Origin of the sequence: Spongiactinospora sp. TRM90649, from assembly GCF_029382225.1 — a bacterium.
Lineage (GTDB): Bacteria > Actinomycetota > Actinomycetes > Streptosporangiales > Streptosporangiaceae > Spongiactinospora.
Genome location: NZ_JARLTC010000027.1, coordinates 111,270 through 136,500, shown reverse-complemented (window position 1 = coordinate 136,500; position 25,231 = coordinate 111,270). Strand labels below are relative to the sequence as shown.

Annotated in this window: 17 protein-coding genes and 1 pseudogene; 8 read left to right on the top strand and 10 right to left on the bottom strand. The window is 65.8% G+C overall.

Annotated features, from left to right (window positions below; genetic code table 11):
• Positions 1-196 precede the first annotated feature (196 nt).
• From P3X83_RS28140 to P3X83_RS28130, 3 genes and pseudogenes are all read left to right on the top strand, one after another.
• Positions 197-1,327 carry an NADP-dependent malic enzyme gene (locus P3X83_RS28140; RefSeq protein ID WP_277308304.1) on the top strand — a complete coding sequence of 377 codons (1,131 nt, stop codon included), beginning with the start codon at positions 197-199 and terminating at the stop codon, positions 1,325-1,327.
• A gap of 54 nt (positions 1,328-1,381) precedes the next feature.
• Positions 1,382-2,556: pseudogene (locus P3X83_RS28135) on the top strand (RNA-guided endonuclease TnpB family protein); the annotation flags it as partial.
• Between the two features lie 237 nt (positions 2,557-2,793).
• Positions 2,794-4,152, top strand: coding sequence for a hypothetical protein (locus P3X83_RS28130; RefSeq protein ID WP_277308253.1), 1,359 nt, complete (start codon positions 2,794-2,796; stop codon positions 4,150-4,152).
• 69 nt (positions 4,153-4,221) lie between these two features.
• Here P3X83_RS28130 and P3X83_RS28125 read toward each other — a convergent pair whose 3' ends face one another.
• The 4 genes from P3X83_RS28125 to P3X83_RS28110 all read right to left on the bottom strand — a co-directional run bounded on the left by P3X83_RS28125 (position 4,222) and on the right by P3X83_RS28110 (position 10,808).
• Positions 4,222-5,742, bottom strand: coding sequence for a hypothetical protein (locus tag P3X83_RS28125; RefSeq protein ID WP_277308252.1), 1,521 nt, complete (start codon positions 5,740-5,742; stop codon positions 4,222-4,224).
• Positions 5,743-5,931: 189 nt separating this feature from the next.
• Positions 5,932-7,443 (bottom strand): hypothetical protein, encoded by a 1,512-nt coding sequence (locus P3X83_RS28120; RefSeq protein WP_277308251.1) that lies wholly within the window; start codon positions 7,441-7,443, stop codon positions 5,932-5,934.
• Positions 7,444-7,851: 408 nt separating this feature from the next.
• Positions 7,852-9,030, bottom strand: a complete 1,179-nt coding sequence (locus tag P3X83_RS28115; RefSeq protein WP_277308250.1) for a trypsin-like serine protease — start codon at positions 9,028-9,030, stop codon at positions 7,852-7,854.
• Positions 9,031-9,326: 296 nt separating this feature from the next.
• A complete protein-coding gene (locus P3X83_RS28110) occupies positions 9,327-10,808 on the bottom strand; it encodes a hypothetical protein (protein WP_277308249.1) in 1,482 nt (493 codons plus the stop codon).
• 319 nt (positions 10,809-11,127) lie between these two features.
• Here P3X83_RS28110 and P3X83_RS28105 point away from each other — a divergent pair, with 319 nt between their 5' ends.
• The 4 genes from P3X83_RS28105 to P3X83_RS28090 all read left to right on the top strand — a co-directional run bounded on the left by P3X83_RS28105 (position 11,128) and on the right by P3X83_RS28090 (position 13,504).
• Positions 11,128-11,616 carry an SSI family serine proteinase inhibitor gene (locus tag P3X83_RS28105; RefSeq protein ID WP_277308248.1) on the top strand — a complete coding sequence of 163 codons (489 nt, stop codon included), beginning with the start codon at positions 11,128-11,130 and terminating at the stop codon, positions 11,614-11,616.
• Between the two features lie 99 nt (positions 11,617-11,715).
• Complete coding sequence (locus tag P3X83_RS28100; protein WP_277308247.1) at positions 11,716-12,756, top strand: DUF2293 domain-containing protein; 1,041 nt, start codon at positions 11,716-11,718, stop codon at positions 12,754-12,756.
• Complete coding sequence (locus P3X83_RS28095) at positions 12,753-13,121, top strand: VOC family protein (RefSeq protein ID WP_277308246.1); 369 nt, start codon at positions 12,753-12,755, stop codon at positions 13,119-13,121. The genes P3X83_RS28100 and P3X83_RS28095 overlap by 4 nt, the downstream gene beginning before the upstream one ends.
• Positions 13,122-13,171: 50 nt before the next feature.
• Positions 13,172-13,504: a hypothetical protein gene (locus P3X83_RS28090; protein WP_277308245.1), complete on the top strand. Its 333-nt coding sequence runs from the start codon at positions 13,172-13,174 to the stop codon at positions 13,502-13,504.
• Here the strand turns inward: P3X83_RS28090 and P3X83_RS28085 are convergent.
• The 3 genes from P3X83_RS28085 to P3X83_RS28075 form a co-directional block, all read right to left on the bottom strand.
• On the bottom strand, positions 13,485-13,676 hold the full coding sequence (locus P3X83_RS28085) for a DUF397 domain-containing protein (RefSeq protein WP_277308244.1): 192 nt from the start codon (positions 13,674-13,676) through the stop codon (positions 13,485-13,487). The genes P3X83_RS28090 and P3X83_RS28085 overlap by 20 nt on opposite strands.
• A gap of 106 nt (positions 13,677-13,782) precedes the next feature.
• A complete protein-coding gene (locus P3X83_RS28080; RefSeq protein ID WP_277308243.1) occupies positions 13,783-13,974 on the bottom strand; it encodes a DUF397 domain-containing protein in 192 nt (63 codons plus the stop codon).
• Positions 13,965-14,792 (bottom strand): helix-turn-helix transcriptional regulator, encoded by an 828-nt coding sequence (locus P3X83_RS28075; protein ID WP_277308242.1) that lies wholly within the window; start codon positions 14,790-14,792, stop codon positions 13,965-13,967. The genes P3X83_RS28080 and P3X83_RS28075 overlap by 10 nt, the downstream gene beginning before the upstream one ends.
• Before the next feature lie 83 nt (positions 14,793-14,875).
• Between P3X83_RS28075 and P3X83_RS28070 the strand changes: the two genes are divergently transcribed.
• Complete coding sequence (locus P3X83_RS28070) at positions 14,876-15,358, top strand: ATP-binding protein (RefSeq protein WP_277308241.1); 483 nt, start codon at positions 14,876-14,878, stop codon at positions 15,356-15,358.
• 19 nt (positions 15,359-15,377) lie between these two features.
• Here the strand turns inward: P3X83_RS28070 and P3X83_RS28065 are convergent, their stop codons facing one another.
• The 3 genes from P3X83_RS28065 to P3X83_RS28055 all read right to left on the bottom strand — a co-directional run bounded on the left by P3X83_RS28065 (position 15,378) and on the right by P3X83_RS28055 (position 24,435).
• On the bottom strand, positions 15,378-15,602 hold the full coding sequence (locus tag P3X83_RS28065) for a DUF397 domain-containing protein (protein WP_277308240.1): 225 nt from the start codon (positions 15,600-15,602) through the stop codon (positions 15,378-15,380).
• A 669-nt stretch (positions 15,603-16,271) separates the two neighbouring features.
• Positions 16,272-16,853 (bottom strand): hypothetical protein, encoded by a 582-nt coding sequence (locus P3X83_RS28060; protein WP_277308239.1) that lies wholly within the window; start codon positions 16,851-16,853, stop codon positions 16,272-16,274.
• Positions 16,854-16,872: 19 nt separating this feature from the next.
• Positions 16,873-24,435 (bottom strand): LamG-like jellyroll fold domain-containing protein, encoded by a 7,563-nt coding sequence (locus tag P3X83_RS28055; RefSeq protein WP_277308238.1) that lies wholly within the window; start codon positions 24,433-24,435, stop codon positions 16,873-16,875.
• Between the last annotated feature and the right edge of the window lie 796 nt (positions 24,436-25,231).

Sequence of the window (25,231 nt, the reverse complement as noted above, 5' to 3'; positions counted from 1 at the left end):
ACGTCAGGTCCCCGGCGGCTACCGAAGCCAGGGGATCTTTGTCGTTCGCGGCGTCCGCCGAAGACCTGTCCGTCTGACTACAGGGGTCGCAGTGGCCGTCACGCCATCCTCCGTTTCCACCGAAAGCTCCGCCGCGGAGTCGCCCGCGGCCTCATCGGCCGACCTTCAGGCCCTCGACGCCGATCCGGCCTTCGCGCTGCATCGCGGCGGCAAGCTGGAGGTCCGCTCCACCATCGCGGTGCGCGACGCCGACGACCTGGCGCTCGCCTACACCCCTGGCGTGGCGCGGGTCTGCAGCGCCATCGCCGAGACGCCCGAACTGGCCAACAACTACACCTGGGCCTCCCGGGTGGTCGCGGTCGTCACCGACGGCACCGCCGTACTCGGCCTGGGCGACATCGGCCCGGCCGCCGCCATGCCGGTCATGGAGGGCAAGGCGCTGCTCTTCAAGGAGTTCGGCGGCATCGACTCGGTCCCGATCTGCCTCGACTGCACCGGCGTGGAGGAGCTCGTCGAGACCGTGGTGCGCCTCGCGCCCTCCTTCGGCGGCATCAACCTCGAAGACATCAGCGCCCCGCGGTGCTTCGAGGTGGAAGACCGGCTGCGCGAGCGGCTCGACATCCCCGTCTTCCACGACGACCAGCACGGCACCGCCATCGTGGCGCTCGCCGCGCTGCGCAACGCCGCCAAGATCACCGGCCGCACGCTGGGCGACCTGCGGGCCGTCGTGGCCGGGGCCGGGGCGTCCGGGGTCGCGGTCACCCGCATGCTGCTCAACGCCGGCATCGGCGACATCGCGGTCGCCGACTCCAAGGGCATGATCCACCCGCGCCGCGAGGGGCTCAACTCCGTCAAGCAGGCGCTGGCCGCCGACACCAACCGCGCCCGCTTCACCGGCTCGACCGAGGAGGCCCTGGCCGGGGCCGACGTCTTCATCGGGCTGTCCGGCTCCACCGTGAGCGAGGGGGCGATCCGCTCGATGGCGCCGGACTCGATCGTCTTCGCGCTGTCCAACCCCACCCCCGAGGTCCACCCCGACGTCGCGCGGCGGCACGCCCGGGTGGTCGCCACCGGCCGCTCCGACTTCCCCAACCAGATCAACAACGTGCTGGCCTTCCCCGGCGTCTTCCGGGGCGCGCTCGACGTGCGGGCCACCACCATCACCGAGAACATGAAGGTGGCCGCCGCCGACGCGCTGGCGGCCGTGGTGGGCGACGAGGCGTCCGAGGACTACGTCGTCCCCAGCCCGTTCGACGCGCGGGTGGCCCCGGCGGTCACCGCCGCCGTGGCGGCCCAGGCGCGCAAGGACGGCGTCGCGCGCGCCTGACCTACATCACCGGGTAATCCACCAGGGCGAATCGCCACGGGCCTGGATCATCTGATGCCTCCGAGGAAACCCCCGCCTTCAGGCAGGGGAGGAATCGGGCTCCCGCGTCGCGGGGCAGTTGCCCGGACGTTCGGTTGCGTCCGCCTGGTGTACAACAAGGCCCTGGAAGAACGGACCCGCGCCCACCGGGTGGAAGGGCGTCGTGTCTCCTACGTGGAGTCCTCGGCGATGCTGACGGCGTGGAAACGCGACGGCGAGTTCGGTTTCCTGTCGGAGGTGTCCTGTGTGCCGTGGCAGCAGGCGCTGCGGCACCTGCAGGCGGCGTTCACGAACTTCTTCGCCAGACGCGCCGGGTACCCGGTCTTCAGGTCCAAGAAGAGGTCGCGGGCGTCGGCGGAGTACACCCGTTCGGCGTTCCGCTGGCGCGAGGGCCGGTTGACGCTCGCGAAGATGGACGCCCCGCTGGACGTCCGCTGGTCGCGTCCTCTGCCGGAAGACGCGCAGCCGTCCACGGTCACCGTCTCCCAGGACGCGGCCGGACGCTGGTTCGTCTCCCTCCTGGTGGAGGAGAAGATCGCCCCTCTGCCACCGGTCGGGCGGAACGTGGGTGTGGATGTGGGGATCACTGCCCTGGTCACGCTGTCCACCGGCGAGAAGATCCCCAACCCGCGCCATGAGCGCCGTGACCGGTGCAGGCTGGCCAAGGCCCAGCGGGCGCTGGCCCGTAAGGAGAAGGGATCGAACAACCGGGCCAAGGCCAGGCTCAAGGTCGCCAGGGTGTACGCGCGGATCGCCGATCGCAGGCGGGATCATCTGCACAAGGTCACCACACGGCTTGTTCGCGAGAACCAAGTGATCGCCGTGGAGGACCTGGCCGTGCGGAACATGGTCCGCAACCGCTCCCTGGCCCGTGCCGTTCCTGACGCGTCCTGGCGGGAGTTGCGTTCGATGCTGGAGTACAAGGCGGCCTGGTACGGGCGCACGCTGGTGGTGGCGGATCGCTAATTCCCCTCCTCCAGGCTGTGCTCGGTGTGCGGGGCCCTGCAAGAGAAGATGCCGCTGAACATCCGCGAATGGACATGCGCCTGCGGGACCGTCCACGACCGGGACGTCAACGCGGCCCGTAACATGCTCGCCGCCGGGCAGGCGGAGAGTGGAAACGCCTGTGGAGCCGGTGTAAGACCCAATGGGGAGACCTCCTCGGCGGGCGGTCGGTGGTGAAGCAGGAATCCCCTTCCTTCAGGGAGGGGAGAAGTCAAGTGCTTGCGAATCACATGATCCAGGCCCGTTTTGACGATCTAGGACCCATCGGAAGATCACCGATCGTTTACTTCTTTCACCTTGTTTTCGGGGAACACGGGCATCTCTAGTGACTCTCCGTGCTATTCTCAAAGCATTCCGTTACTTTACGAGCCTCGGGCGTCCCTGTGCCCTGACGGGCGACGGCCGCGACGGGGAGGAGACCCATGGACCGTGAGCCAAACCGTGTTCTGCAACGGCTCATCAGCGAGTCGGGCTTCTCCCACAAGGGGCTGGCCCGGCATCTCAACGACCTGGGCAGCGCCCGGGGGCTCGCCGGGTTGAAGTACGACCACAGTTCGGTTTTGCGATGGCTCGGGGGACAACGCCCGCGTGACCCCGTCCCGGGGCTGCTGGCAGAGATCTTCGCCGCGCGTCTCGGTCGTGCCATGACCTCGGAAGATCTTGGCATGCCCGCCGTGTGCACCCCCGTGGACCTCGGGCAGGAGTTTCCTCATAGCTGGCGGGAGGGTGTGGCGACCGTGACGGCACTCTGGCGGGCGGACGTGGAGAGGCGGAGGTTCCTCGTCGAGTCGACCTTCGCCGTCGGGGCCGGTTCCGCCGGCGCGTTGCGCTGGCTGACCGCGCCACCGGAAGGCCGCCCGAGCGGCGTGGGCGGGCGGGCCGTCGGGGCCGCCGACATCGCCTCCATCCGGGAGGTGACCCGGGCGTTCGGCGAGCTCGACAACCGCTTCGGCGGCGGCCGGGTCCGCACCGCGGTGGTGAAGTACCTCGACAGCGCGGTCACCCCGCTGATCCGGGAGGGCGCCTACGGCGAGGCCACCGGCCGCGAGCTGGTCTCGGCCACCGCCGAGCTGACCCGCCTGGCCGGCTGGATGGCCTACGACCTCGAACAGCACGGCCTGGCCCAGCGCTACCTGATCCAGGCCCTCCGACTGGCCAGGGGCGCGGGCGACCACGGCCTCGGCGGCGAGATCCTGGCCGGGCTCGGCCACCAGGCCGTCTACATCGGTCAGCCCGACCATGCGCTCGACCTCGCGCGCGCCTCCCAGCTCGCCGCCCGCCGCGCCGGGATCCACACCCTGCTCGCCGAGGGCCACGTGCTGGAGGCCCACGCCCACGCCGTGCTCGGCGACCGCGCGTCCTGCGGCCACGCCCTGCACGAGGCCGAGCAGGCCTTCGACAAGCGCTCCCCGGAGTCCGACCCCGAGTGGCTGCGCTACTTCGACGAGGCGTATCTGGCGGCCAAGTTCGCCCACTGCTTCCGCGAGCTGGGCGACGGCCCGCAGACCGTCCGCAACGCCCAGCGCTCCCTGGAGATGAACGAGAGCTACGTCCGGGGGCGGATGTTCAACCTCTCCCTGCTGTCGGCCGGGCTGGTCCACTGCGGCGACGTAGACCAGGCGTGCGCCGTCGCCCAGCAGGCGCTCGACGTCGCGGGCGGCCTCACCTCCACCCGCACCCGCTCCTACATGACAGATCTCCGCAAGCGCCTCGCCCCCTACTCCGACGCGCCCGCCGTAAAATCCTTCACCGCCCGCACCGGCGAACTGGTCTCTGTGTAGCCCGGAGAGATACGACGGGCCCGGCACGTCATCCGCGCCGGGCCCGTGTGGGGGAGTGCTACTTGAGCACTACTTGAGCAGTTCGCCCTTCGGGCTGACGATCTTGACGTTGAGCGCGCCCTGCGCGGTGTTGTACAGCGTGCCGGTGTCGCCGTTGAAGTACGGCGTGCTGATGTGGTCCACCCGGTCGTTGCCGTCCTGGTCGTGGAACAGGCTGATGACACCGTTGATGTAACCGGTCCGCTTGGCGTTGTCGTACTTCATGATGAGCGGGCCGCCGTCCGCGCCACCGGTCATCGAGCACTTCAGCGCCACGTGCTCAGCCACCTTGAAGGCGGTCGCCGTCACGGCCTTCTTGAGCGTACGGCCGGCGCAGTACTTCGGCGTGAGCCCGGTGAACGCCTTGTTCCCGTCGGGATGCCGGTCGCCGGGGTACCCGAACGCGTACACCTGCTGCCCGACCGGCTGGTTCCACGCGAGCCCCTGCCCGCCGACCACGTCGCCGAGCCGCCCGTGGTCTTTGGCGAGCACGACCCGGTAGGTGTCCTTGTAATACTTCTTGACCGTGCCGGGCTTCAGCCACTTCTGCACGTAGTAGCGGGTGACGAAGTGGTTCCCGTACTTGTCGACGGACTTGGTGCCCGGACCCTTGTACGCCTTGTACTCCGTCTCGGTGACCGGTTCGGTGACCGGCTCGCCGTACTTGTTGCCCTGGCCCTTGCCGACCTTGGCCTTGTCGTACTCCTCCTTGGAGACCTCACGCTTGTCGAGCACCGCACCGGGGTAGTCCGGGCCGACCAGGTCGTCCGGGGTGTCCTTCCCGTCGGTCCAGCAGGGGCCGAGGTCGAGCACGCACTTCTCGTAGGTCTTCTTGTCGATCTCGACCGGCCGCACCCACTTGGCGCCCTTCCAGGCGTTGTACTCCTCGAAGGAGACCTCCTTGGAGGAGGCGAGCGAGATCCCGTCGGTGACCGAGACGAACGCGTAGTCGCTGTCGAAGTCCTCGAAGTTGACCATGTCGTAGGGGGCGTAGGCGGTCACGCCCACGTAGAGGCCGTTGACGGCCTTGCCCTGGAAATACCCGGGGATGAAGACCCACTTGTCCATGACGTCCTTGTTGCCGTCCACGTCATAGACACAGTGCGCGGCGGTGGCCACCAGGTTGCGGTGGCGGGCCTGCACCGAGGAGGCCGAGCACCAGCGGTAGGCGCCCTTGCTGTCGACGAAGAACACCTTGCCGATGGTCAGCGGCAGGTTGATGTTCTTGATCTTCGCGGTGGACCCCTTCTTGGATCCCGTGGGCGCGATGAGCCCAGCCTTGCCGTCGTCCGGGAGACCGTTCTGCCCGCGGGTGACCAGCTTCGTCACCTCCTTGGCGTCCCAGTCGTACTCCTTAGCCTTCTTCAGGGCCGCGCCGTTGGCGTCCAGCCAGAACTTGGCGATCGAGTAGGCCTGCGGCGCGCTGGTCACCAGCTTCTCCGGCGTGAGGGTGGGCTCGGCCTGCGCGGCCGCGGGCCCGGCGGCGATCAGGCCGCCGGACACGAGCACGCCTGCCAGGGGCAGGACCAGGCGCTTGGCGGGGGTGTTCAAGGGGGCTCCTTGTCGAGGACGCGGTGCGAGCGTCCCGAGCGTCGGAAGAGGGGGTTGGGGTTCGTTCGACGCACTCTGAAATGACACGCGCGCTGAAATGACACAAGGCCCGGCTGGAGGCCGGGCCTTGTGCGTTAAGCGGGAGTGAGCTCAGGAGGTGAGTCCTTCGCTCAGGCGAACCTCAGGGTCTTACTTGAGGACTTCGCCGTTCGGGCCGACGATCTTGCCACTCCACTGCTTGGCCGCGAACTTGTAGATGTCCGCGGTCTCACCGTCGAAGTACGGCGAGGTCAGCGTGTCGTAGCGACCGTTCCTGTCGGTGTCGGCCACGAGGCTCGCAACACCGTTGACGTACCCGATCCGCTTGGTGTTGCTGTACTGCAGCACCCAAGGACCACCGGAGACGCCCGGAGTCTGGGAGCACTTGATGGCGATGTGCTCTTCGACCTTGAACGCCGGAGCCTGGTAGGTCTTGTTGCTCGGCTTCTTGCTGTAGCACCACTTCATGGTGACGCCGGTGTAGGGCTTGTCACCGTCCGGGTGCGCACCCGCGGGGTAGCCGAACACGAAGACCGGCTTGCCGGGCTTCTGGTTCCAGGCGAAGCCCTGGCCGCCCACGTTGTCGCCGAGGCGACCGCGGTTGATGACCGCACCGATGTAGTACACGGCGGTGTAGTACTTGCGAGCGGTACCCGGCTTGATCCACGACTGCACGTAGTAGTGCGTGATGTAGTAGTTGCCGTACTTGTCGTACCACTTCTTGCCAGGGCCAGCGTACTTGTCGTACTCCGACTTGGTAACAGTCTCGGTGACGGGCTCACCGAGCTTGTTGCCATTGCCCTTGCCGACCTTGGCCGCCTTGTAGGTCTGCTCGTTGACTTCGACCTTGGTCAGGACGGCACCCGGGTAGTCCGGGCCCACGACGTCGTCGCCGGTCTTCTTGCCCTCGGCCCAGCACTCACCAAGGTTGAGCTTGCACTTCTTGTACTCGTCCCTGGTGATTTCCTTCTTCTCGGTCCACTTGTCGCCGACCCACTTGTCATACTCCGCGCGGCTGACTTCCTTCTTGTCGCCGATGGAGATGCCGTCGTAGACGGTGACGAACGCGTAGTCGCGGTCGAAGTCCTCGAAGTTGGCGAAGTCGTAGTGGGTGTAAGCGGTCTTACCCACGTACACGCCCCAGGTGGCCTTGCCCTGGTGGTAGCCGGGGACGAAGACCCACTTGTCGAGGACGTCACCGTTGGTCGAGACGTCGTAGACGCAGTGCCCGGCGGTGGCGACCAGGTTGCGGTACTGGGCGTCGATCGAGGTGGCGGAGCACCAGGCGAGGCCGCCGCCCTTGGTCTGGAAGAACACCTTGCCGACGGTCTTCGGCAGGTTGATGTTCTTCACAACACCGGGGGTGACCTTCTTGTAGCCGGTGGGGGGAACCAGGCCGGCCTTGCCGTCGTCAGCAGCGGGGCCACCGATGTTCAGCTTCGGAGCCGCCTGCGAGTCCCACTTGTACTCCTTGGCGGCCTTCAGCGTCGCACCGTTGGCGTCCAGCCAGAACTGTGCGACCGAATAAGCCTGAGTGGGGCTGGCCATGGCGTCGCTGGCCTTCTTCGGCGCGGCATTGGCCGTGGTGGCGCTGGCCAGACCGGCAGCCAGCAGACCAGTGGCGACGAGGGCGCCACCGGCCGGGAGGAGGATGCGCTTCAAGGTGACTCCTTGCGCTGTCGTGGAACGCCTCTTGCGTCCCATGCGTCAGTAAAGGGATAGCCAGGAACATACAGCGCTGATCTTGAAGTCGGGAAGCTGTTTGGGGTGAAAGATCGGGACCTGGGAGCGCGTGACCATTTCGTGATGTTTATGTGTGCGATGCGTGTGTGGTCGCTTGGCTCCAGGTGAGCGCAGTTTCCGCAGATCATCATAAGGTTGTGGTTAGTGTGGTGATTGGGGAGACTGTGGCCGGATACGGTGAGTGACGACCCATCTGTGACGCAGATCACATGAGGAAGATGGCACCGATTTGGCGTGGCTTGCGTCTAACGCGCCCGAACGAGAGAGGCCCCGGCGTGATCGCCGGGGCCTCTCTCTACGTATGAACCGGGCAAACGCCCCAAATGCCTACCTGGCCTTCACCGTCTCGGCGTAGCCGTAGACCGTGCGCACGTGCGCGCCGAAGTAGGCCGAGGAGATGTGATCGTTCTTGCCGTCCACTTTGCGGTTCCAGCTGAGGCTGTTGATGCCCGCGAGCAGCCCGGTGCCGGTCGTCTTGCTGTAGGCGGTCAGCCAGGGGCCGCCGCTGGCGCCGGCCGTGAAGTCACAGTTCTTGATGGCGATGCCGTGGTCGAGCTGATAGGTGGGCGAGCGGACCCCGCTCGTCAGCCCGGAGCAGCTCTTCAGCGTGTGGCCGTTGTACGGCCTGCTGCCGTCCGGCTGCGGCCCCGCCGGATAGCCGAAGGCAGTCACCTGTACGGCGACGGGCCTGCCGGCGGTGATGCCCTGCCCGCCAACGTTGTCCTGGAGTGGCCCTACATCAGTCTTCTTGTAGGTGACCTGTCCCTTGGCGTTCTTGCTCTGCTGCCACTTGACGCCGTGGTAGACGGTCACGAAGGCGTAGTCGTAGTCGTAGTCGCCCTGGCTGTATTCCATGTGCACGGTGGCCGTGTGGCCCACGTAGAGGCCGGCGTCCTGGGTGCCCTGCCGGTAGGAGGGGACGAAGATCCAGTTCTCCATCGCCTTGTTGGTGCGCAGATCGAACGCGCAGTGCGCGGCGGTCGCCACCAGGCTGCGGTTCTTGGCGTTCACCGCGGAGGCCGAGCACCAGAAGTCCTTGCCGCCCACCCGGAAGTAGACCTTCCCGATCGTGGCCGGGCTTTCCTTCGTGAGCTTCTTCTTCGGCATCGCGGGCGGGACGGCCCAGATCGCCGGGGCGTTCGGGCCCGCCGAGGCGGTCGCGGCGGCCGTCGTGGCCGTGGTCGCGATGGCCGCGGTGCCCGTGCCGCCCGCCGAGGCGGCGTCCTCCGACGAGGCCGCTCCGCTAGCCGCCGCCTTGGGCTTGGGGTCGGCCGTCTTCGGCGTGGCGTCGTCGGCCGCCTTCAGACGCTCGGGCTTCCAGTATTCCTCGACCTGCGCCACCGCCGTCGCCGTCGCCGCCATCCGGAACGGGAGCACGTTGTCCGGCACCTTCCCGTGCGACGCGACCGTGGCCTGCGCGGTCCCCTGGCAGGTGGACATGACGAGCGCGCCCGCGGCCGCGAGGCCGCCGAGCGCGGCCGTGAGCCGCCGGGCATGGGGGGACATTGAGCCGGGCCTTTCCGCTGTCGTGGGGGGCGACGAAAGCTGTATCGAGTGATTTTTCCAGATCAACTAGGTTTTGTGTTGCCTGTCGTCATGATCCGGTTTGCGGAGGTTCGCAAAGCAGTCTGATGACCGAGGGATAAAGACGCTATCAACCAGGGCTCACGCCACCCGGGCACCTCGTGCGAAGAGAGTCCGATATGAGGATGCAGGATCAGGGTCCCGATAGGCAACGGAGGGGCCCGGTCAGACCGAGCCCCTCCGCCGTCACCTTGAATCCTCGGCTACCGAGGAACCCCTCAGCTACCGAGCTTGCCGGTCCAGAGGTTGGCCGCGTAGTTGTAGATGCTCTTCGTCTCACCGTCGAAGTACGGGGACGAGATGCGGTCATAACGCTTGTTGCCGTCGGTGTCGAGGGTGAGGCTGACCACGCCGTTGATGTAACCGACGCGCTTGGCGCTCTTGTACTGCCAGATCAGCGGGCCGCCGCTGGCGCCGGGGGTGAAGGCGCACTTGATCGCGACGTGCTCCTCGACCTTGTACTTGGGCACCGCCGGGCCCGGGTAGGTCTTGTTGTAGCACCACTTCATGGTCTCGCCGCTGTAGACCTTGTCGCCGTCCGCGTGGGCGGAGGTCGGGTAGCCGAAGGCGAAGACCTTCTTGCCCAGCTTCTGGTTCCAGGCGAAGCCCTGACCGCCGACGTTGTCACCGAGGCGACCGGCGTCCTTGGTGATGACGATCCAGAAGGTCTCGCGGTAGAACTTGCGGGCGGTGCCGGGCTTGTACCAGCCCTGCACGTAGAAGTGAGTGATGGTGTAGTTGCCGCTCTTGTCGACCTTCTTGGTGCCCGGGCCCTTGTACGCGTCGTACTCGGACTTGGTCACGTGCTCGACGAAGGGCTCGCCGTACTTGTTGCCGTTGCCCTTGCCGACCTTGGCCTTGCGGTAGACCTCTTCCTTGACTTCTTCCTTCTTCAGGACCGCGCCCGGGTAGTCGGGGCCGACCTTGTCATCGGGCGTGTTCTTGCCCTCGGCGAAGCAGGACCCGAGGTTGAGGACGCACTTGCGGTACTCCTCGCGGGTGATCTCCTGGCGCTTGGTCTCCTTGCCGCCCTTCCACTTGTCGTACTCGCTCTTGCTGACCTCCTTCAGCGAGGTCTGCTTGATGCCGTTGTAGACGTTGACGAAGGCGTAGTCCTTGTCGTAGTCCTCGAAGACATCGAAGTCGTAGGGCAGGTGCACCTTGGCGCCGACGTAGATGCCGTAGTTGGCCTTGCCCTGATGGTAGGCCGGGATGAACACGAAGTTCGAGACCGGCTTGTTCTTGTCCGTGTCATAGACGCAGTGACCGGCGGTGGCGACCAGGTTGCGGTACTTCGACTGAATCGAGCTGCCGGAGCACCAGTACGGCTTGCCGTCCACCTCGAAGAACACCTTGCCCACCGTGGTCGGCAGGTTGAGGTTCTTGGACTTGCCCACCGAGCGGCTGTTGCGGTTGGTCGGCGCGATGAGGCCGGCCTTGCCGTCGGGGGACGCCTTCTTGGCGGTGGAGAGCTTCTTCCCGTACTGGGTGGAGTCCTCTAGGTAGCTCTTGGCGGACTTCAGCTTGCTGGCCGTCCAGGAGCCGGCGATGGCCTTGGCGTCGGCGGAGGACGAAGCGAGGGTACGGGTCTTGCGGTCGGGAGCGGCCTCTGCCGTGCTGGACAGCGACGCGCCGATCACCGTGGAGGCGACGATCGCCCCTCCGAGCGGGAGTACGAGGCGCTTGGCTCGGGTGTTCATCTAGCTCCTTCTCGATTCGTCGTACGGCGGGGCGCGAGGGTGCGTTCCGGTGCCGTACGTCGGTGGTCATGGGCTTGACAAGGCAACCCCATGGCCGCGTAAAGAGACAGGAGAAGACCGTAGCCGCCTGATCTTGGTCGAACGACCCTAAATCCGTACAAACGAAGAGACCGTTACTTTTTCGTTACCTATCTGGTGGAACCAGATAGACCCCTGGTGCGTCGGATTTGGCTAATTCCTGGAGTGTCGAACGCGCCGTGACCTGGCCGGATGCGCGATTCTGGGCCCGCAGTCGTCGTCAGCCGATTACGGGGGATCGATGCGAAGCCTTTTCCGCCTGGCCGCCATGGGCCCGGCCATCCTGCTCGGCGCGCTCCTCGCCGCCACGCCCGCCACAGCCGGTACGTCCGCGCCGGGGGACGAGCCGAACTACTACACCATGCCGGGTGAGCTGGGCCCATGGCCGGAGCCCCCGGTCTACGGCACCGGCGCGAGGACCGTCGCGCTCACCGTCAACGACGGCTACTCGGCCGGCAACAACTACGGGCGGCATGTCTACCTGGTCTGCTCGCCGGTCCGCGGTACGTCCCACCCGTACGCCTGGAGCGCCTGCAACCAACTGGAGCGCGCCGAGGGAAACATCGAGGACATCCGCGCGATCACGCCCTGGTTCGGTTGCACCCGGCAGTACCGCCCGGTGACCGTCACCGCGAACGGCTGGTGGGACGGGCGCTACATCCGCTACCAGCGCACGTTCGACAACAGCTGCTCGATGCGAGCAAGGACCGGGTCTATCTTCCGTTTCTGACCTGACCGAAATTCCGGCAAGGGGCTCCGGGTCGATCACGACCCGGGCCCTTTCGCGCTTTGGCGAGCCGTAGCGGTGATCTTTGGCAAGCTTGTCAGGGTGAGCCGACCCAACCTCGCCCGCCGCGTCACCGACGCGGCCGAAGGCGCCCTCGCCAGGCAGAAGTACGTGACGTTCGTGGATGTGCTGGGCGGGCTCGGGTGGGTGCGCTCGCGTGATGTCGACCTGTGGCGGCAGGGGCGCGCCGGCACGCTGGAGGAACTGGCGCCGGTGGACGGCGAGCGGATGGGCGCCGCACTCGACGCGTTGCGGCGATGGGCGGTGGGGCAGGGGCTTTCAGGGGTCGAAACCCCTTATATAGGGGCCAGTCGTGGTCGCCGGGAGCTGCGGTTCACCGTGGACGGCGAGCCGGGGGTGGAGCGGGCGTGCCGTACGCACTGGGTCTCGCCGGCGCTCGGCGAGCGTGGGCGTCAGAGCATGGCCAAGATCCCCGACCTGACGGTCGTGACTCCGCTGAACGCCTGGACCTGCGCCGGGTGCGGCGACACCGGCCCCTACCTGATCATGGAGGACGTCGAGCCGTACTGCCTGACCTGCGCGGACATGGACCACCTGGTGTTCCTGCCGTCCGGCGACGCGGCGCTGAGCCGGCGGGCCAAGAAGGAGAGCGGGCTGTGCGCGATCGTCGTCCAGTTCAACCGCCGCCGCAAGATGTACCAGCGGCGCGGGATCCTGGTCGAGGAGGCCGCGCTGGCGCGCGCCGAGGAACAGTGCCTGGCCGACGAGGACGCCCGGCAGCGCCGCCGCGAACGCGACCGGGTTCGGCGGGCGGATGAGGACGTCGAGTTCGTCGCCCGCATGTCCGTCGAGATCCGGCGGCTGTTCCCGGGCTGCCCGGTCGAGCGGGCGGACGAGATCGCCGGGCACGCGGGCCTGCGCGGCAGCGGACGCGTCGGCCGTTCGGCGGCGGCCCGCGTCCTCGACGAGAACGCGATCACGCTGGCGGTGATCGCGTCGATCCGCCACCTGGACACCGACTACGACAAGCTGCTCATGACGGGTACTCCTCGTATGGAGGCGCGCGAACGTATCCGCGCCGCCATCGACCGCAAACTCGCCCAGTTCCGGGAGACCGCGTGACCGGCACCATCCAGTGCGTCGTCCTCGACTGCCCCGACGTCCAGCGCCTCGCGGAGTTCTACCGCAGCCTCCTCGGCGGCGAGGTCAACCGCCCCGACCGGCGCTGGGCCCTGAACGACGACTGGTCCACGCTGCACACTCCCAGCGGGTTCGTGCTCTGCTTCCAGCGCGTGCCCGAACACCGCGCGCCGCTGTGGGGCGACCCCACCCGGCCCCAGCAACTCCACCTCGACATCGCCGTCCCCGACCTCACCGAGGCCGAACAGATCGCCCTCGACAGCGGCGCCGTCCTCCTGGACGGCACGCAGCCTTGGCGTGTCTACGCCGACCCCGCCGGCCACCCCTTCTGCCTTCTCCAGGAGTAGGCCCTCACCGACACCACGGAGGTACCTTCATGTCCCGCCCCTGGATATGGATGATCGTCAACTTAGCCGCGGGCGCGGCGGCGGTCGCCACCTGCGTCGCCACCGCCCCCCAGGTATCGGCGGACGCCCCTCGCGACCTGTTCGACTCGCCCTTCTTCTTCCCGTCCTTCGTCGTCCTGACGGTCGTAGCGGGCCTGGCGGCCTATTTCGCCACCGGCGGCGGCGCACTCCTCGGCGTCCTGACAGTGCTCCCGTTCTTCATCCTCTTCGCCGCGCGCGTGGTAACCGACGACCAGGGCCTCTGGCCGATCGGCCTGGCCATCCTGCTCGTGTGCTCGGCCTTCCCGATCGGAGCGGCTTGGATCATCGGCCGCCGCTCTTGAGGCTGTGAAGGAAGGTGTTCCATTCGGCGGAGGTGAAGAGGAGCTTGGGCCCGTCGGGGTCTTTGGAGTCGCGTACCGCGATCACCCCTGTTGTGGTGGCGACCTCCACACAGTTGCCGCCGTTGTCGCCAGAGAAGCTTGACTTGACCCAGGTGGCACCGCTCAGGTCCATTTTTCCTCTGCCGTTCTCGTGATGAGGTCAACCGACATGGAAAGCGACCGCGCCTCGAACCGCTGACGGCTGGCTGCCCGCTGCGGGCATGCTGACGGTGTGTGGATCATCGCCCGCCGCTTTTGAGGTTGTGGAGGAAGGTGTTCCATTCGGCGGGGGTGAAGAGGAGCTTTGGCCCGTCGGGGTCCTTGGAGTCGCGCACCGCGATCACCCCTGTTGCGGCGGTGACCTCCACACAGTTGCCGCCGTTGCTGCCCGAGTAGCTTGACTTGACCCACTGGGCGTTGCTTACGTCCATCTTTCCTCTGCCGTCCTCTTGATGAGATCAATGGACATATTCAGCGGCAGAGCTTCCGTCCGTAGTGCCTCGAAGCATTCGACCGCCTCCACGACGTCCTCCGGATCGCTCGTGGTCAGGCCGCGTATGGCCGTCTCCAAGTACAGTATGTCGCTTCCATCGCTCAGAGTCGCGAGCGCGAATCCACCGAGCAGCCCGACGTGCATTCCATGCGGAAGCACCTGCACGCTCAGCCGTGGTCCAGTGCACCCAGCCAGGTGAAGAAGCTGCTCACGCATGATGGCCGGGTCGCCGCACGGGCGATGGAGTATCGCCTCGTCGATCACACACCGCAGGATCGGGGGCGGCGGGCTCTCCCGGGTGAGGAGCGCCTGTCGCTCCATTCGCACACCGATCGTGGCGTCGGGCTCCTCCAGCAGGGCGCGCGCGTAAGCCTCGGTCTGCAACAACCCTGGCACGACCAGCGGCTCGTATGACCGAATCGTCAGCGCCGCCTGCTCCTTGTCGCGCCACTTGCCGAACCACGGCGGAATGAGCTGGCCGCGACGCCAGTCGAGAAGGCGCGCCAGCGCGCCGCCCGTGTTCAGTACCCGGTCACACTGCTCGGCGAAATCCCGGCCCGCCGGTAGCTGACCGGTCTCGATGCCGCTGATCAGCGACTCGCTGAAATGAATCAGCTTGGCGAGCTGCGCCTGGGTGAGCCCGGCCGCCAGGCGGTAGTGGCGCAGCTCTCTGCCCCAAATCGCCTGAGGTGTGTACTGCTCCACCGTCATGTCCGCCTCGCCGGGGTTCAAGGAAACACGCGCGATCTTCAGCAAAGCCGCTTGGTAGCCGAATCTGTACGCAGCGTAACCGTCGCACGCCAGGATGAGCGCAGGAATTCGAAAGGAGAAGACACGCGATGACATTGGCCCCCAGCGTTCGCGTGGCCCTGGCCGCCAGCCGTACCGTCGCCACCGGCGTCCTCGCTGAGAAATGGATACCGCGCGACCCCGCCTGCGTCGCGTCCGTCCGCCGGTTCGCCTATGACACGGCCACTGACTGGGCCGTCGCCGACGACATCCCAGACGTCGCCGCTCTGCTCGTCTCCGAACTGGCGACCAACGCGTTCACCCATGTTCCGATGGCGGGGCCCGTCCGCATCACCCTGGCCCGCGAGGCCGAGCTGCTCATCGTGGAAGTGCACGACCCCTCCACGGAGATCCCTCGCGTGACCGCCTCGGCCGACCTGGCCGCCGAATCCGGCCGGGGCCTCACCATCGTTCACAACCTCGCCCACAACTGGGGCTGGACGCTCACCCCGACGGGCAAATGCGTCTGGTTCGACCTCCTCGCCTGGCCGACGGGCGGAACAAGGCAAGAGGGGGCAGCCGAATCCGGCTAGTGCCTCGTCCGGCGAACCGTTAGCGGTAGAGCTCCTCGGTCCGGATACCGTCCACGAAGGCGTGCCATTCCGCTGATGTGAAGAAGAGCATGGGACCGCTGGGGTTGTCCGAGTGGCGCAGCACGATCATACGGTCGTGGGTCGCGTTGTACGGCACTTCTATCTCGGAGACCTGCACACCGCTGGCGTCGGGGTTGCCAGGGTAGAAGCATGACCTGAACCACATCATTATGCTCAGTCCCATCCAGTGCAGTCGCTATATCCGACATTTCCTTTCCGGCACCACGAACCAGAGGATCGCCCCCGATTGCAGTACCCCTTGCACGAGCCGGCACCTCCTCGCCCAGATGGCCTGGTATGTAACGGCATCACTCCGGGGCCGACCAGTCGCCACGAAAAGGCCGAACTCTGATCACCCACCGCCCAGCGGAGTCCAGCAAAGCGTAACCCCTTCCCCCGCACTCGCCACCCCTTCCCCAAAATCCTTACCTTCCCGCTGGCTCGGCGGACTGGGATTATCAAAACTCCGATCAATGGCTGATATCGGCATATTCTTCACCAAGTGGAGGCGTAAGCGTGGCATACCTATGTACCACTGTGGCCAGCCGGTTCAGCGTGCTGGCATGCGGAGCGGTCGTAGGAGTGGATCGGATCGCGCGGCGGCATCGGCGCAGGACGCGGGACGCCGACCGGGCGGTTAAGCGTCTGGGATGACACCCGCAGTGAGGCACGATTGAATAGCACTCAAACCCCTGCTCTACTAGTTGATCTTGGTCGACAACCCTTCTGTCGGGGGTATCTGTGTCCCGGATAGGGAACGCTGATCTGTAGCGAGCCTGTGACCTGTGGCGTCACGGTGAAAAGGGTCACTGTCGTGGCTGCCCGCGCATCGATATTGCTCCCCCCTGAACACTCATTCAGACTCGTCGGTACCTGTCGCCTGAGTGTTCCCACCGTTGAGCTCTCGCTCGCGGGCCAGTTCTGTCGCGACCTCTAACTGATCGCGCGCCGACTGGAGTCGCTCGCCGGACGATCTCGAAACTTCGCGCTCCAGTATCGCGATCGCCTGATTGCTGTATTCGCCAATATCGCCTAGGAGGAAGGCTGCATATTCAAAATCTTTGCCTGAAAGATTTGTGGCCACCTCATCAATGACTGGAAGGGTTTCCAGTATTCGTTCGCGGCAATAGGCGTCTATCTCGATGGGGTGACCATCTATCATAAGATATTTGTCGCGACCGAAGCTGCGAAATATCTCATGGAGCATCAGCCAGCCGAACTCGGGAATGTATCTTCCCAGCCGCAAATCATTGAGAATTGTGTCCGTTACTCCGGCCGCCGAAGTATAGAGATCTCCTTGGTTTGCCACTTTTCCGTACAGGGAGCGAAACGCCTTCGCCCGTTGTTCAGCGGTGCCGTGTAGGAGCTGCTGTAGAACCGATGGAATGCCGGATGCCTCGCCGGACATCGTTTCGAGTTCTCTCCAGTCCCACACTATCAACACCTGCCTGTATTTACCGAGATTTTGTCCAACGCCGGTCCGGTGGCACTTGCGACGGATCGATGCGACTTTGGCACCTGGCGCAGAATTCCGCCTCGTTCATTGAGTCTGGGTGGGCCGGGTGTCCATAGCGGATATTCTCCGCACGCGATCCCCGGCCGACCAACTCATCGCGTACGAGGTCTTCGGCGCAGTGCGTTGAGCCCCCTTTCTCTGATCGCTTCTTGCCAACGGCAACGGAGCCTGTAACGCAGTCTACCGCGCCAATAATCATGACATGTTTTCTACGTTGTGTGTTCGACATGCTCTCGCGGGTTTCGTTTCTCACTCTGTCGGCGATCGCCCAGCATTCCTCGTCCGTGTAGGGAGGGCCATCGTTGTGTACGAGTACGGCCTGACCGCTGGCCACCACATAGTAGGTGTGGAGGTCGTCGACGGTCAGGTTGTGGACGCGTTGGGTGGTCGTGCGGCGGTCTACGGCGGCGATCTGGACGAAGGTGCCGGCGGAGGTTTGGAGCCAGGTGCCGGGCTGGAGGCGGGTGGCGTTGACCCATTCGTCGAGGGCCGGGACCCAGAAGGGGTGCTCGTCGGTGGCCGTGATGGTGTCGGTGGCGTCGCCGCGGGGGCCGTCGATGTCGACGGTGATCTCGACCAGGTTCTTCGTGCCGTCGCCGGTGATGGCGGTGGTGACCGGGCGGGGGCCGCTGTAGCCGGCCTCGGGGTCCGTGGCCCAGACCAAGTCGCCGGGCTTTACGTCCTCGATGGGCTTGGTGGTGCCGTCGGCCATGAGTACCGGTGTGCCGGCCACGAAGCTGTTGGGGCGTAGGCGGCAGCTCTGGTTTCCGTCGCCGGGGGTGTCGATCGGCGGAAGGTCCGGAGCGACCTGGTCGATGAGTTCGTTCACGACCTGGTCAGTGGTGTTCTCCACCACGTTCTCGATCAGGTCCTTGGCGCAGCCGCGGAGGCTGACGCAGCCGAGGTCTAGGTCGATGTCGATGGGTTCCACGCCGGTCGGCCCGCCGGACACCTCGCCGACCATGTGCTCGAAGCCGTCGAGGATCATCTCGTTCTTGTCGAACGACTTACTCTTCTTGCTCTTGCTGGACTTCGACTTCGTCGACTTGGACTTCGATTTCGACTGAGATTTCGATTTACTCTTGGTCTTCCGGCTTTTCGCCTTCTGCTTGACCTTCTGCTTCGCCTTCTGTTTGGCCTTTTCCTTGACTTTCTGCTGGACTTTCTTCTTGGCCTGCTGCTTGACCTTGCTCTTGATCTTCTGCTTTATCTTCTCCTTGACCTTGGCCTTGATCTGTCTCTTTGCCTGCTGCTTCACCTTGCTCTTGACGAACTTCTTCGCCTGGTTTTTCGCCGCTTGCTTGGCAGCCTTTCCGGCTGCCTTCTTCGCGGCTTCCTGCGCCGCCTTCTTCGCGGCCTGCTGGGCGGCCTTCTTCGCCGCCTCTTGCGCGGCTCGCCTGGCCAGAGCCGCCGCCGCGCGTTTGGCGGCCTCGGCGGCCAGTCGCTGGGCGATCCGGCGGGCGATGATCTGGGCGGCGATCCGGGCCGCGTGGATCAGCAGCGGGATGCAGAACGGGCAGTTGCCCGAAGGGTCGGTGTAAGCGAGCGGGTCGCCCATGGCGTACGTGTACCGGTTGTTGTTGATCGACGGGTACGGATCCAGCGTGACGTCATCACGGGAGGCGAATCCGCCGGTGCCCGGGACGTACCAGCGGGCGAGCATGTTGACCTTGCCGGTGGCCGGGTCGGTGTACTCGCTCTGGTAGCCCAGCCGCCTTCGGGTGCCGCTTTGCGCGGTGACCTCGCCGAAGGGATCGTAGGCGGCCGAGTCCACCAGCGTGGTGCCCGAGAAGGTGGCCACCACATCGTCGTGCTGATCGGTCATGACGCCGACCGCGGGATCGGTGCCCTCCTGGAGGCCCAGCAGGTTTCCGGATGGGTCACGGCCGTATCTGGCCTGTACGGCACCGGCTGAGTCGGTGACCGAGACGATGTCGTTGTCCAGCCCCGAGTAGGTGTAGTTCTCGGTGGCCCCGCCCTGGATGCGGGATGTCAGCCGGCCCATCGCGTCGTAGCCGTAGGTGGCGTCGCCATCGGCCACCAGTCGGTCGAACGCGTCGAATGTCAGGCTGCGGGTGGTTCCGCTCGCGGTCTCCGTGGCCAGGGTGCCGCGTGGTGTGTAGGTGTAGTTGGTGCCGTCGCCGCTGAGCAGCCGGTTGCGCTCGTCGTAGCTGAAGGTCGCGGCGCCTGCCTTGGTACGGTTGCCCGCGGCGTCCCATTCGTAGCTGGTGGTGGCCCCGCCTGGCGCGCTCCAGGAGGTCAGCCGTCCGGACTTGTCGTAGGTGTAGGCGTTCGTGCCGGCCCCGGCCGTACCGGATGTGACCTTGGAGACGAGCTGGTCGTCTCGGTCCCACGAATAGTTCACCTTGGCCAGTTCGGCATTGCCCGTCTTCTTCAGTGTGTGGCTGGTCAGGCGGTCCAGCGCGTCGTAGCCGAAATTCTGCGTGGTGGCCGGATCGGCGGAGGTCAACGAGGTGAGGCGGTCGGCCGCGTCATAGGCGTAGGTGAGCTGGCGACCGGTCACCGGTTCGGCGGCGGACTGGAGGCGGTCGTCCATGTCCCAGCCGAACGTCGCCTGCCCGGCGGTGTCGGTGCGCTGGGTGACGTTGCCCAGGTCGTCGTAGCCGAATGCGGCGACCTGGTCGGCCCCCTTCGACACCGTGGTGAGGAGCCCGCGGTCGTTGTACGCCAGTGTGTAGTCACCGACCGCGGTCTCGCGACCCGCCAGGTCGTAGCCGTAGGTGCGCTCGGGAGTCGTGACCTGTGCGCCCGCGCCGGTCTCCCGCACAACGCGTCCCAGGTGGTCGTACTGCCGGTCCACGCGCACTCCGCCCGGCTGCAGGGCAGCGGTGAGGTTGCCGGCGGCGTCGTAGACGCTGGTCCAGGTCCGATCGGCCGCCTGGGGATGCGCGGTGGTGGCCGGTTCGATGACTGACTCGACCATGCCCAGGCTGTTGTACGTGGTCCACGTGCTGTTGCCGCGTCCGTCAGTCACTCGGGTCAGCGCGCCCGTAGCGTCGTAGCCGTACGTCGTGGTGATCGACTCAGTGCCAGAGACCGGTTCGACCAGTTCGACCACCGAGTCGGACGCGTCGTAGGTGTACCGGGTGATCGATCCTTCGCCGGAGATCTCCGCGATCATATTGTCATGGGCGTCGTACTCGTAGCCGATCGTTCGCTGCACGGCTCCGGAGTCGTTCAGGTCTCTGACCGCCGTTTCGCGTCCGGCCAGGTCGTACACCATCTCCTGGGCGTTTCCGAGCGGGTCGGTGATCTTCACGGTACGACCGGCCAGGTCGTACCGGTATATGGTCTCGTCGCCCAGGGGGTCGGTCACCTTCTCGGTCTCGCCCGCCGCGTTGACGGTGTAGCCGATGACGCGGTTGCCCGGGGATCTCTCCTTGGTCTTGTAGCCCGCCGTGTTGTACTCGATCTGGGACACGATCGCCCTCGGCGTGGGTTGACGCTCGATCAGCGTGGCGGTGATCTGGCGGCCGAGGTCGTCGTAGGTGGATTCCGACCTGGCCCCGGTCGGGTCGACGGCGGCGAGCAGTTCGCCGACGGTGTCGTATTCGTAGGTCCACTGCCCGCCGGTCTGGCCGGCCGATCCGGGCTCGACCACGCGCACCCGATTGCCCAGCGCGTCGTACTGGGTGGTCCAGGCTGATCCCCGCTCGTCCGTGTACCTGGTCACCCGCCCGGCCGCGTCGTATGCGTACTGGGCGCTCGGTGTGATCGAGGTCCCACCCGGCGGCGTGTACGGCGGTGCGCTCGACCGGGTGACGCGCCCCAGCCGGTCATAGGCCGTCGTGGAGATGCGGCCCTCGGCGTCTCTGCTGTGCGTCCGGCGTCCGGCGCTGTCGTAGCCGAGCGTGATCGTCGGACGCGCGTCCACCGCCGCGCTACCGGACTTCTCCACTTTGACCTCTGGTTCGCGGACCTCCACGAGCCGTTCGGACGCGTCATACCGATAGGTGGTCGTGAAAGCGGCACGATCGGCACCCGACAGGTTGCCACGCGGGTCCACGGTCTCGGTGACCAGCCCGCGGTCGTCCACGGTCCAGGTCGTGACCAGGTCGGTGGCACCGTTCTCGACAGTCTCCTTGATTCGGGCTCCGTCGGAGTTGTACTCGAACTCCGACACCTCGGTGCGTGTAGTGCCCGCTCCTGTCTCGGCTTCCCTGATCACGTTGTCATTGGCGTCATACGCATACGTCGTCCTGCGAGCGACCCCACCCGGGTCGAAGGTGGTCGACGTCAGCCGGTCGGCCGCGTCGTAGACGTAGGTCGTTCGTTGCTTGCCTCCGCCGTTCTCCTGTTCGGTCAGGTTTCCGGCGAAGTCATAGGTGTTCTTTTCCAGCACCACGTCCTGCGGGGTGGTGGAGCCGTTGAGCTTCGCGTCCTTGGCCACGATCGCGGCCACCGAGTCGTCGTCGAAGTAGCCATAGGCCAGTTTGCGGCCGATGGAGTCCACCCGGCTTTCCAGTCGGCCCTCCGCGTCGTACAGGCGCGACTCGAGTATCAGATCCTGGGGAGCGTGCGGATCGACGGGGTTTCCCGTCCAGTTCTTGAGTGTGCGTGAGGAGAGTTCGCCGCGGACCGTGTAGGCGTTGTGGATTACGTTGCCCAACTCGTCCGTCATGGAGGTCTGCGCCCCCGTCTGGTCCCATGTGTAGCGGACCACACCGCCTTCAGGACCAGTGACCGACTCGACGCGACCGTAGGCGTCGTAGGCGTATGCGATCCTGCGTTCTGGGTCGCCGCCGGTCATGTCCGCCACGGTCTCGGTCAACGTCAGGCCGTCGGCGTTGTAGACGTAACGGGTCTGTGGCGTATGCGTGACCTGGGTGATCTCGTTCTCGGCGGCGGTACCGGTGTGCGTGGCCACTCGTCCGGCGTCGTCGTAGGTAAGGCTCGTCGTGACGCCTCCCGGGTTCGCCGACGAGATCTCGGTCCGGGAGGTCTCCCTGCCGAGTGCGTCGTACTCGTACCGGATGACCAGGTCGGACTCATCGGTCACCTCGGCCACATCCCCCGCTGCGTTGTAGCGGTAGGACGTCTGGTTGCCCCCGGGGTCCTTCTCGGACTTCAGGAGGCCGGCGGGCGTGGTTCCGCCACCTACGGCGGATTCGCCGCCGTCAGTGAAGGTGTAGGCGGTCGATCGGCCCGCCGGGAAGTCGGTCGTCGCGGGCGTCGTCTCCTTAACCACGTCGCCATGGGTATCGAGCTCCCATTTGGTGGCGTACGTGTTGTCCGTAGCTGAGGCCGACCGTTCGTCCCGCGAGGCGGTCATCTGGTCGTTGCGAGGGTCGAAGGGGTCCGTCTCGTTGTAGTGGTAGGCGTAGTACTCGGCCTTGCACGTTGTCGCAGTGCGGCAGGTCGTACGACTGAGCATGTTGCCGCGCCTGTCGTGGGCCTGCTCGACGGACTTCCCGTTCCGGTCGATGATCTCAGAGAGGTGGCCGCCGGTGTCGTAGCCGTATTCGGTGGACTCCCCACGCTGATCGATCTCTGCGATGAGGCGGTGACCTCGCATCGCGTCGTACTCGTACTTGAGCGCTCCGTTGTGCGGGTCGGTTACGGTGACCGTGGAGATACCTTGTGTGGCGTCGTAGGCGGGAGCTCCTAGCGACCATCGACCGCCGTGCCGGTCGGTGTTCGTCGTCACCCGGTCGGTGGCGGTGTTGTAGGCGATCTCCGACCAGACCCGGCCGGAGGGGAGTGTGATCTTGGTCAGCTTGCCGGAGGCCTGGGCGCGGGCGGCGTGGTGGGCCGTCACCTCGACCTGTGTGAGCGGGCGGTCGTACACCGCCACTTCGTCGATCGTGGCCTCGAACTCGTCCTGAGGTGGCGAAGGCCAGCCGTTCATCGGTGGATACGAGCCGATCGAGGCGATCTCCCACCAGTCCTTGAAGTTGAGACCCGTGAGCGTGCCGACGGTCTGTCCGTCGAGGTAGAGGGTCTGCTGTCCCCCAGAGACCGCGAGCACCAGATGATGCCACTGACCGTCGTCCACGGATTGTGCGCTGGTCGTGGGTGTTTTCACCACGTTGCCGCCGGAGAACTTCTCCCGGTACTGCGCGCGCAGCTTGCCGTCGTCGCCGATATAGATGGCGGGCCACTCGCCGCCATCGATGGTGGTGCTCTCGACGCCGGTGGCGAGTAGCGTGCCCGGGTTAGCGGCTTTGAACCACATTTCTACCGACGCTTGGTTACCCGCCCGCGCTAAGACGTTCTTTGGCAGATGCATGGTGCCCGTGGTGGTCGCCGCCGTATTGGTCGAGCCGGCCAGGGCGCCCGGTTGTCCCAGCGTCATCGACTCCAGCGTGGCGTTCTGCTTTCCCCAACCGGAGTCGGCGGCGAACCTGGTCGCGGGCGGGATGCACTCGGGCAGTTGGGGAGTGGAGGAGCAGTAGCTCGGGGGGTTCCAGCCGGGTGGGTTCACCGGCTCGTTGAGCCGCCAATAGCCGACCGGATCGGAATTTCGGACGGTGCTGCTGTACCGGGAGGCGGTGCCGTAGGTGTAGTTCGTACAGTTCGGTGCTGGACCCGGCGCGCAGACCTTGGCCAACTGGTCGCCGGTGTAGGTGTATGTCCAGGTCAACGGGCTTCCGCCGACCGCGTCCGTGGACACGGAGGCCACGTGGGCACCGCTCCAGGTGAAGTGCAGCGAGCGCCCCCCGGTCGCGGTGACCGTTTGGAGCTTGCCGTCCGTTCCGTAGAGCAGGTTCTGTTCCCGTCCGCGGCTGTCGGTCATCTCGGTCAGCGCACCGGTGGAGTCGAAGGCGTATGACGTCGAGGACTTGTCCATAAGCCGCCAGCCGCCGCCTGCGACCTCGGCGAGCGTGGTGTGCACGCCAGGCGGTGGTTCGAAGGTCCCGTCGCCTCGTGCCGCGAATCGCAACTGCCTGCCCTCGGGATAGGTCACCCGCAAGGCGGCCATGCCTCCGGTGAAGGTCTCTGGAAGAACTCGCATGTCGTATCGGGTCGACCAACCGGCGCCGAAGATTCCACCGGTGCGTGGATCCAGGCTGTTGTACGAGCGGACCATGGACAGCGGAGGGCCGACGGTACTGACCGACGCGTCTGTGAACGCGGTGGTGTAGTTACCCGCCAGTTCATGAAATTCACGGTCACCTGCCTCGGCGGCGGAAAGCTGTGCCGTCACCTCCGGCTGGCGGATGCCGGTGAGGAAATAGTGGACGTCACTCGACACCGTGTTACCGCCCAGCCGCATCTGCACGGACCAGGCATACGGCTTCCCCCACTTGAGGGTCCCGGCGGGAACCTGCCAGCTATTCACACCAGCGGGCAGCCAGCCGGACTCGGCCCACACTTCCTCTTCTTCCGGTTCGTAGCCGGGTCCTTCCCACAGAATGAACGAGTACTCCAGCGGCTGTGTACTGAGATGTGCGCGACCGTACGCCTTGATGACGGGGGTCAGAGATCCCACATATCCGTTGGTCGTTGGATAGGCGTCGATGAGTTCTGGGATGGCCATGGCCGCTCGTGCGTCTCGCTGGTCCGCCCGGATCGCTCCGGACATTTTTGAGGGCTTCTGCCTGGGCATTCGAGGCGTCAGGCTGAATGTCGAAGGTGGCCGATTATCGAGGGGCAACGCATTTTTGGGGCGAGGCGGCTTCTTCACCGGCGCGGACCCGCCCGCGGCCATGGCGGCGCTCCTCTCGGCCGGCGGCACGAGGTGGCGATGCTCGCCGCGCTGTTGCTCGGGGGTGGTCACCTGTGCCGATGCGCGTGTCACCGCCGCCGGTGCGGCGGGCGTCTGTAACAGTCCCGGAAGAGCGGAAACGATTACCACAAGTGTCAGGCGACGAAGCCATATTTCCGAAGAGAAGCGCAGGCGGAAAGGACGCACGTTAGGCCCCCAACAGTGCGGTCACGAAAACGGCCGAGTCACGTCGATCTTTGCGACATGGTTTCCGGTATGTCATGAACATTAGTGATCACGACAATCGGAAAGTAACCCGAGATCTCCGATCCAGCAATTGTGATCTATGTCACATTGACTTTCCATTCACTGCCTGTTATCGCACTGTTTCGGATTATGTGCGGGGGTGAAGGCGATGGTGTGGATAATTTCGAATTTCGAATTCGACGGGCGCGCCTCGGTGAGCTTCGCGTGGTTGTTGGCGAGGGCGGGTGTCTGCTGTGGGGGCGGCGGCTTTCGTGCCGGTGGGTACCGGGACCGTCGTTGTTATCGGCGGGGCGCGGTTGGATGTCAATTCGTTTGGCGCGGAACCGGCGGATCCGAAAACAAGTTCCACCTGGCGGTGGAC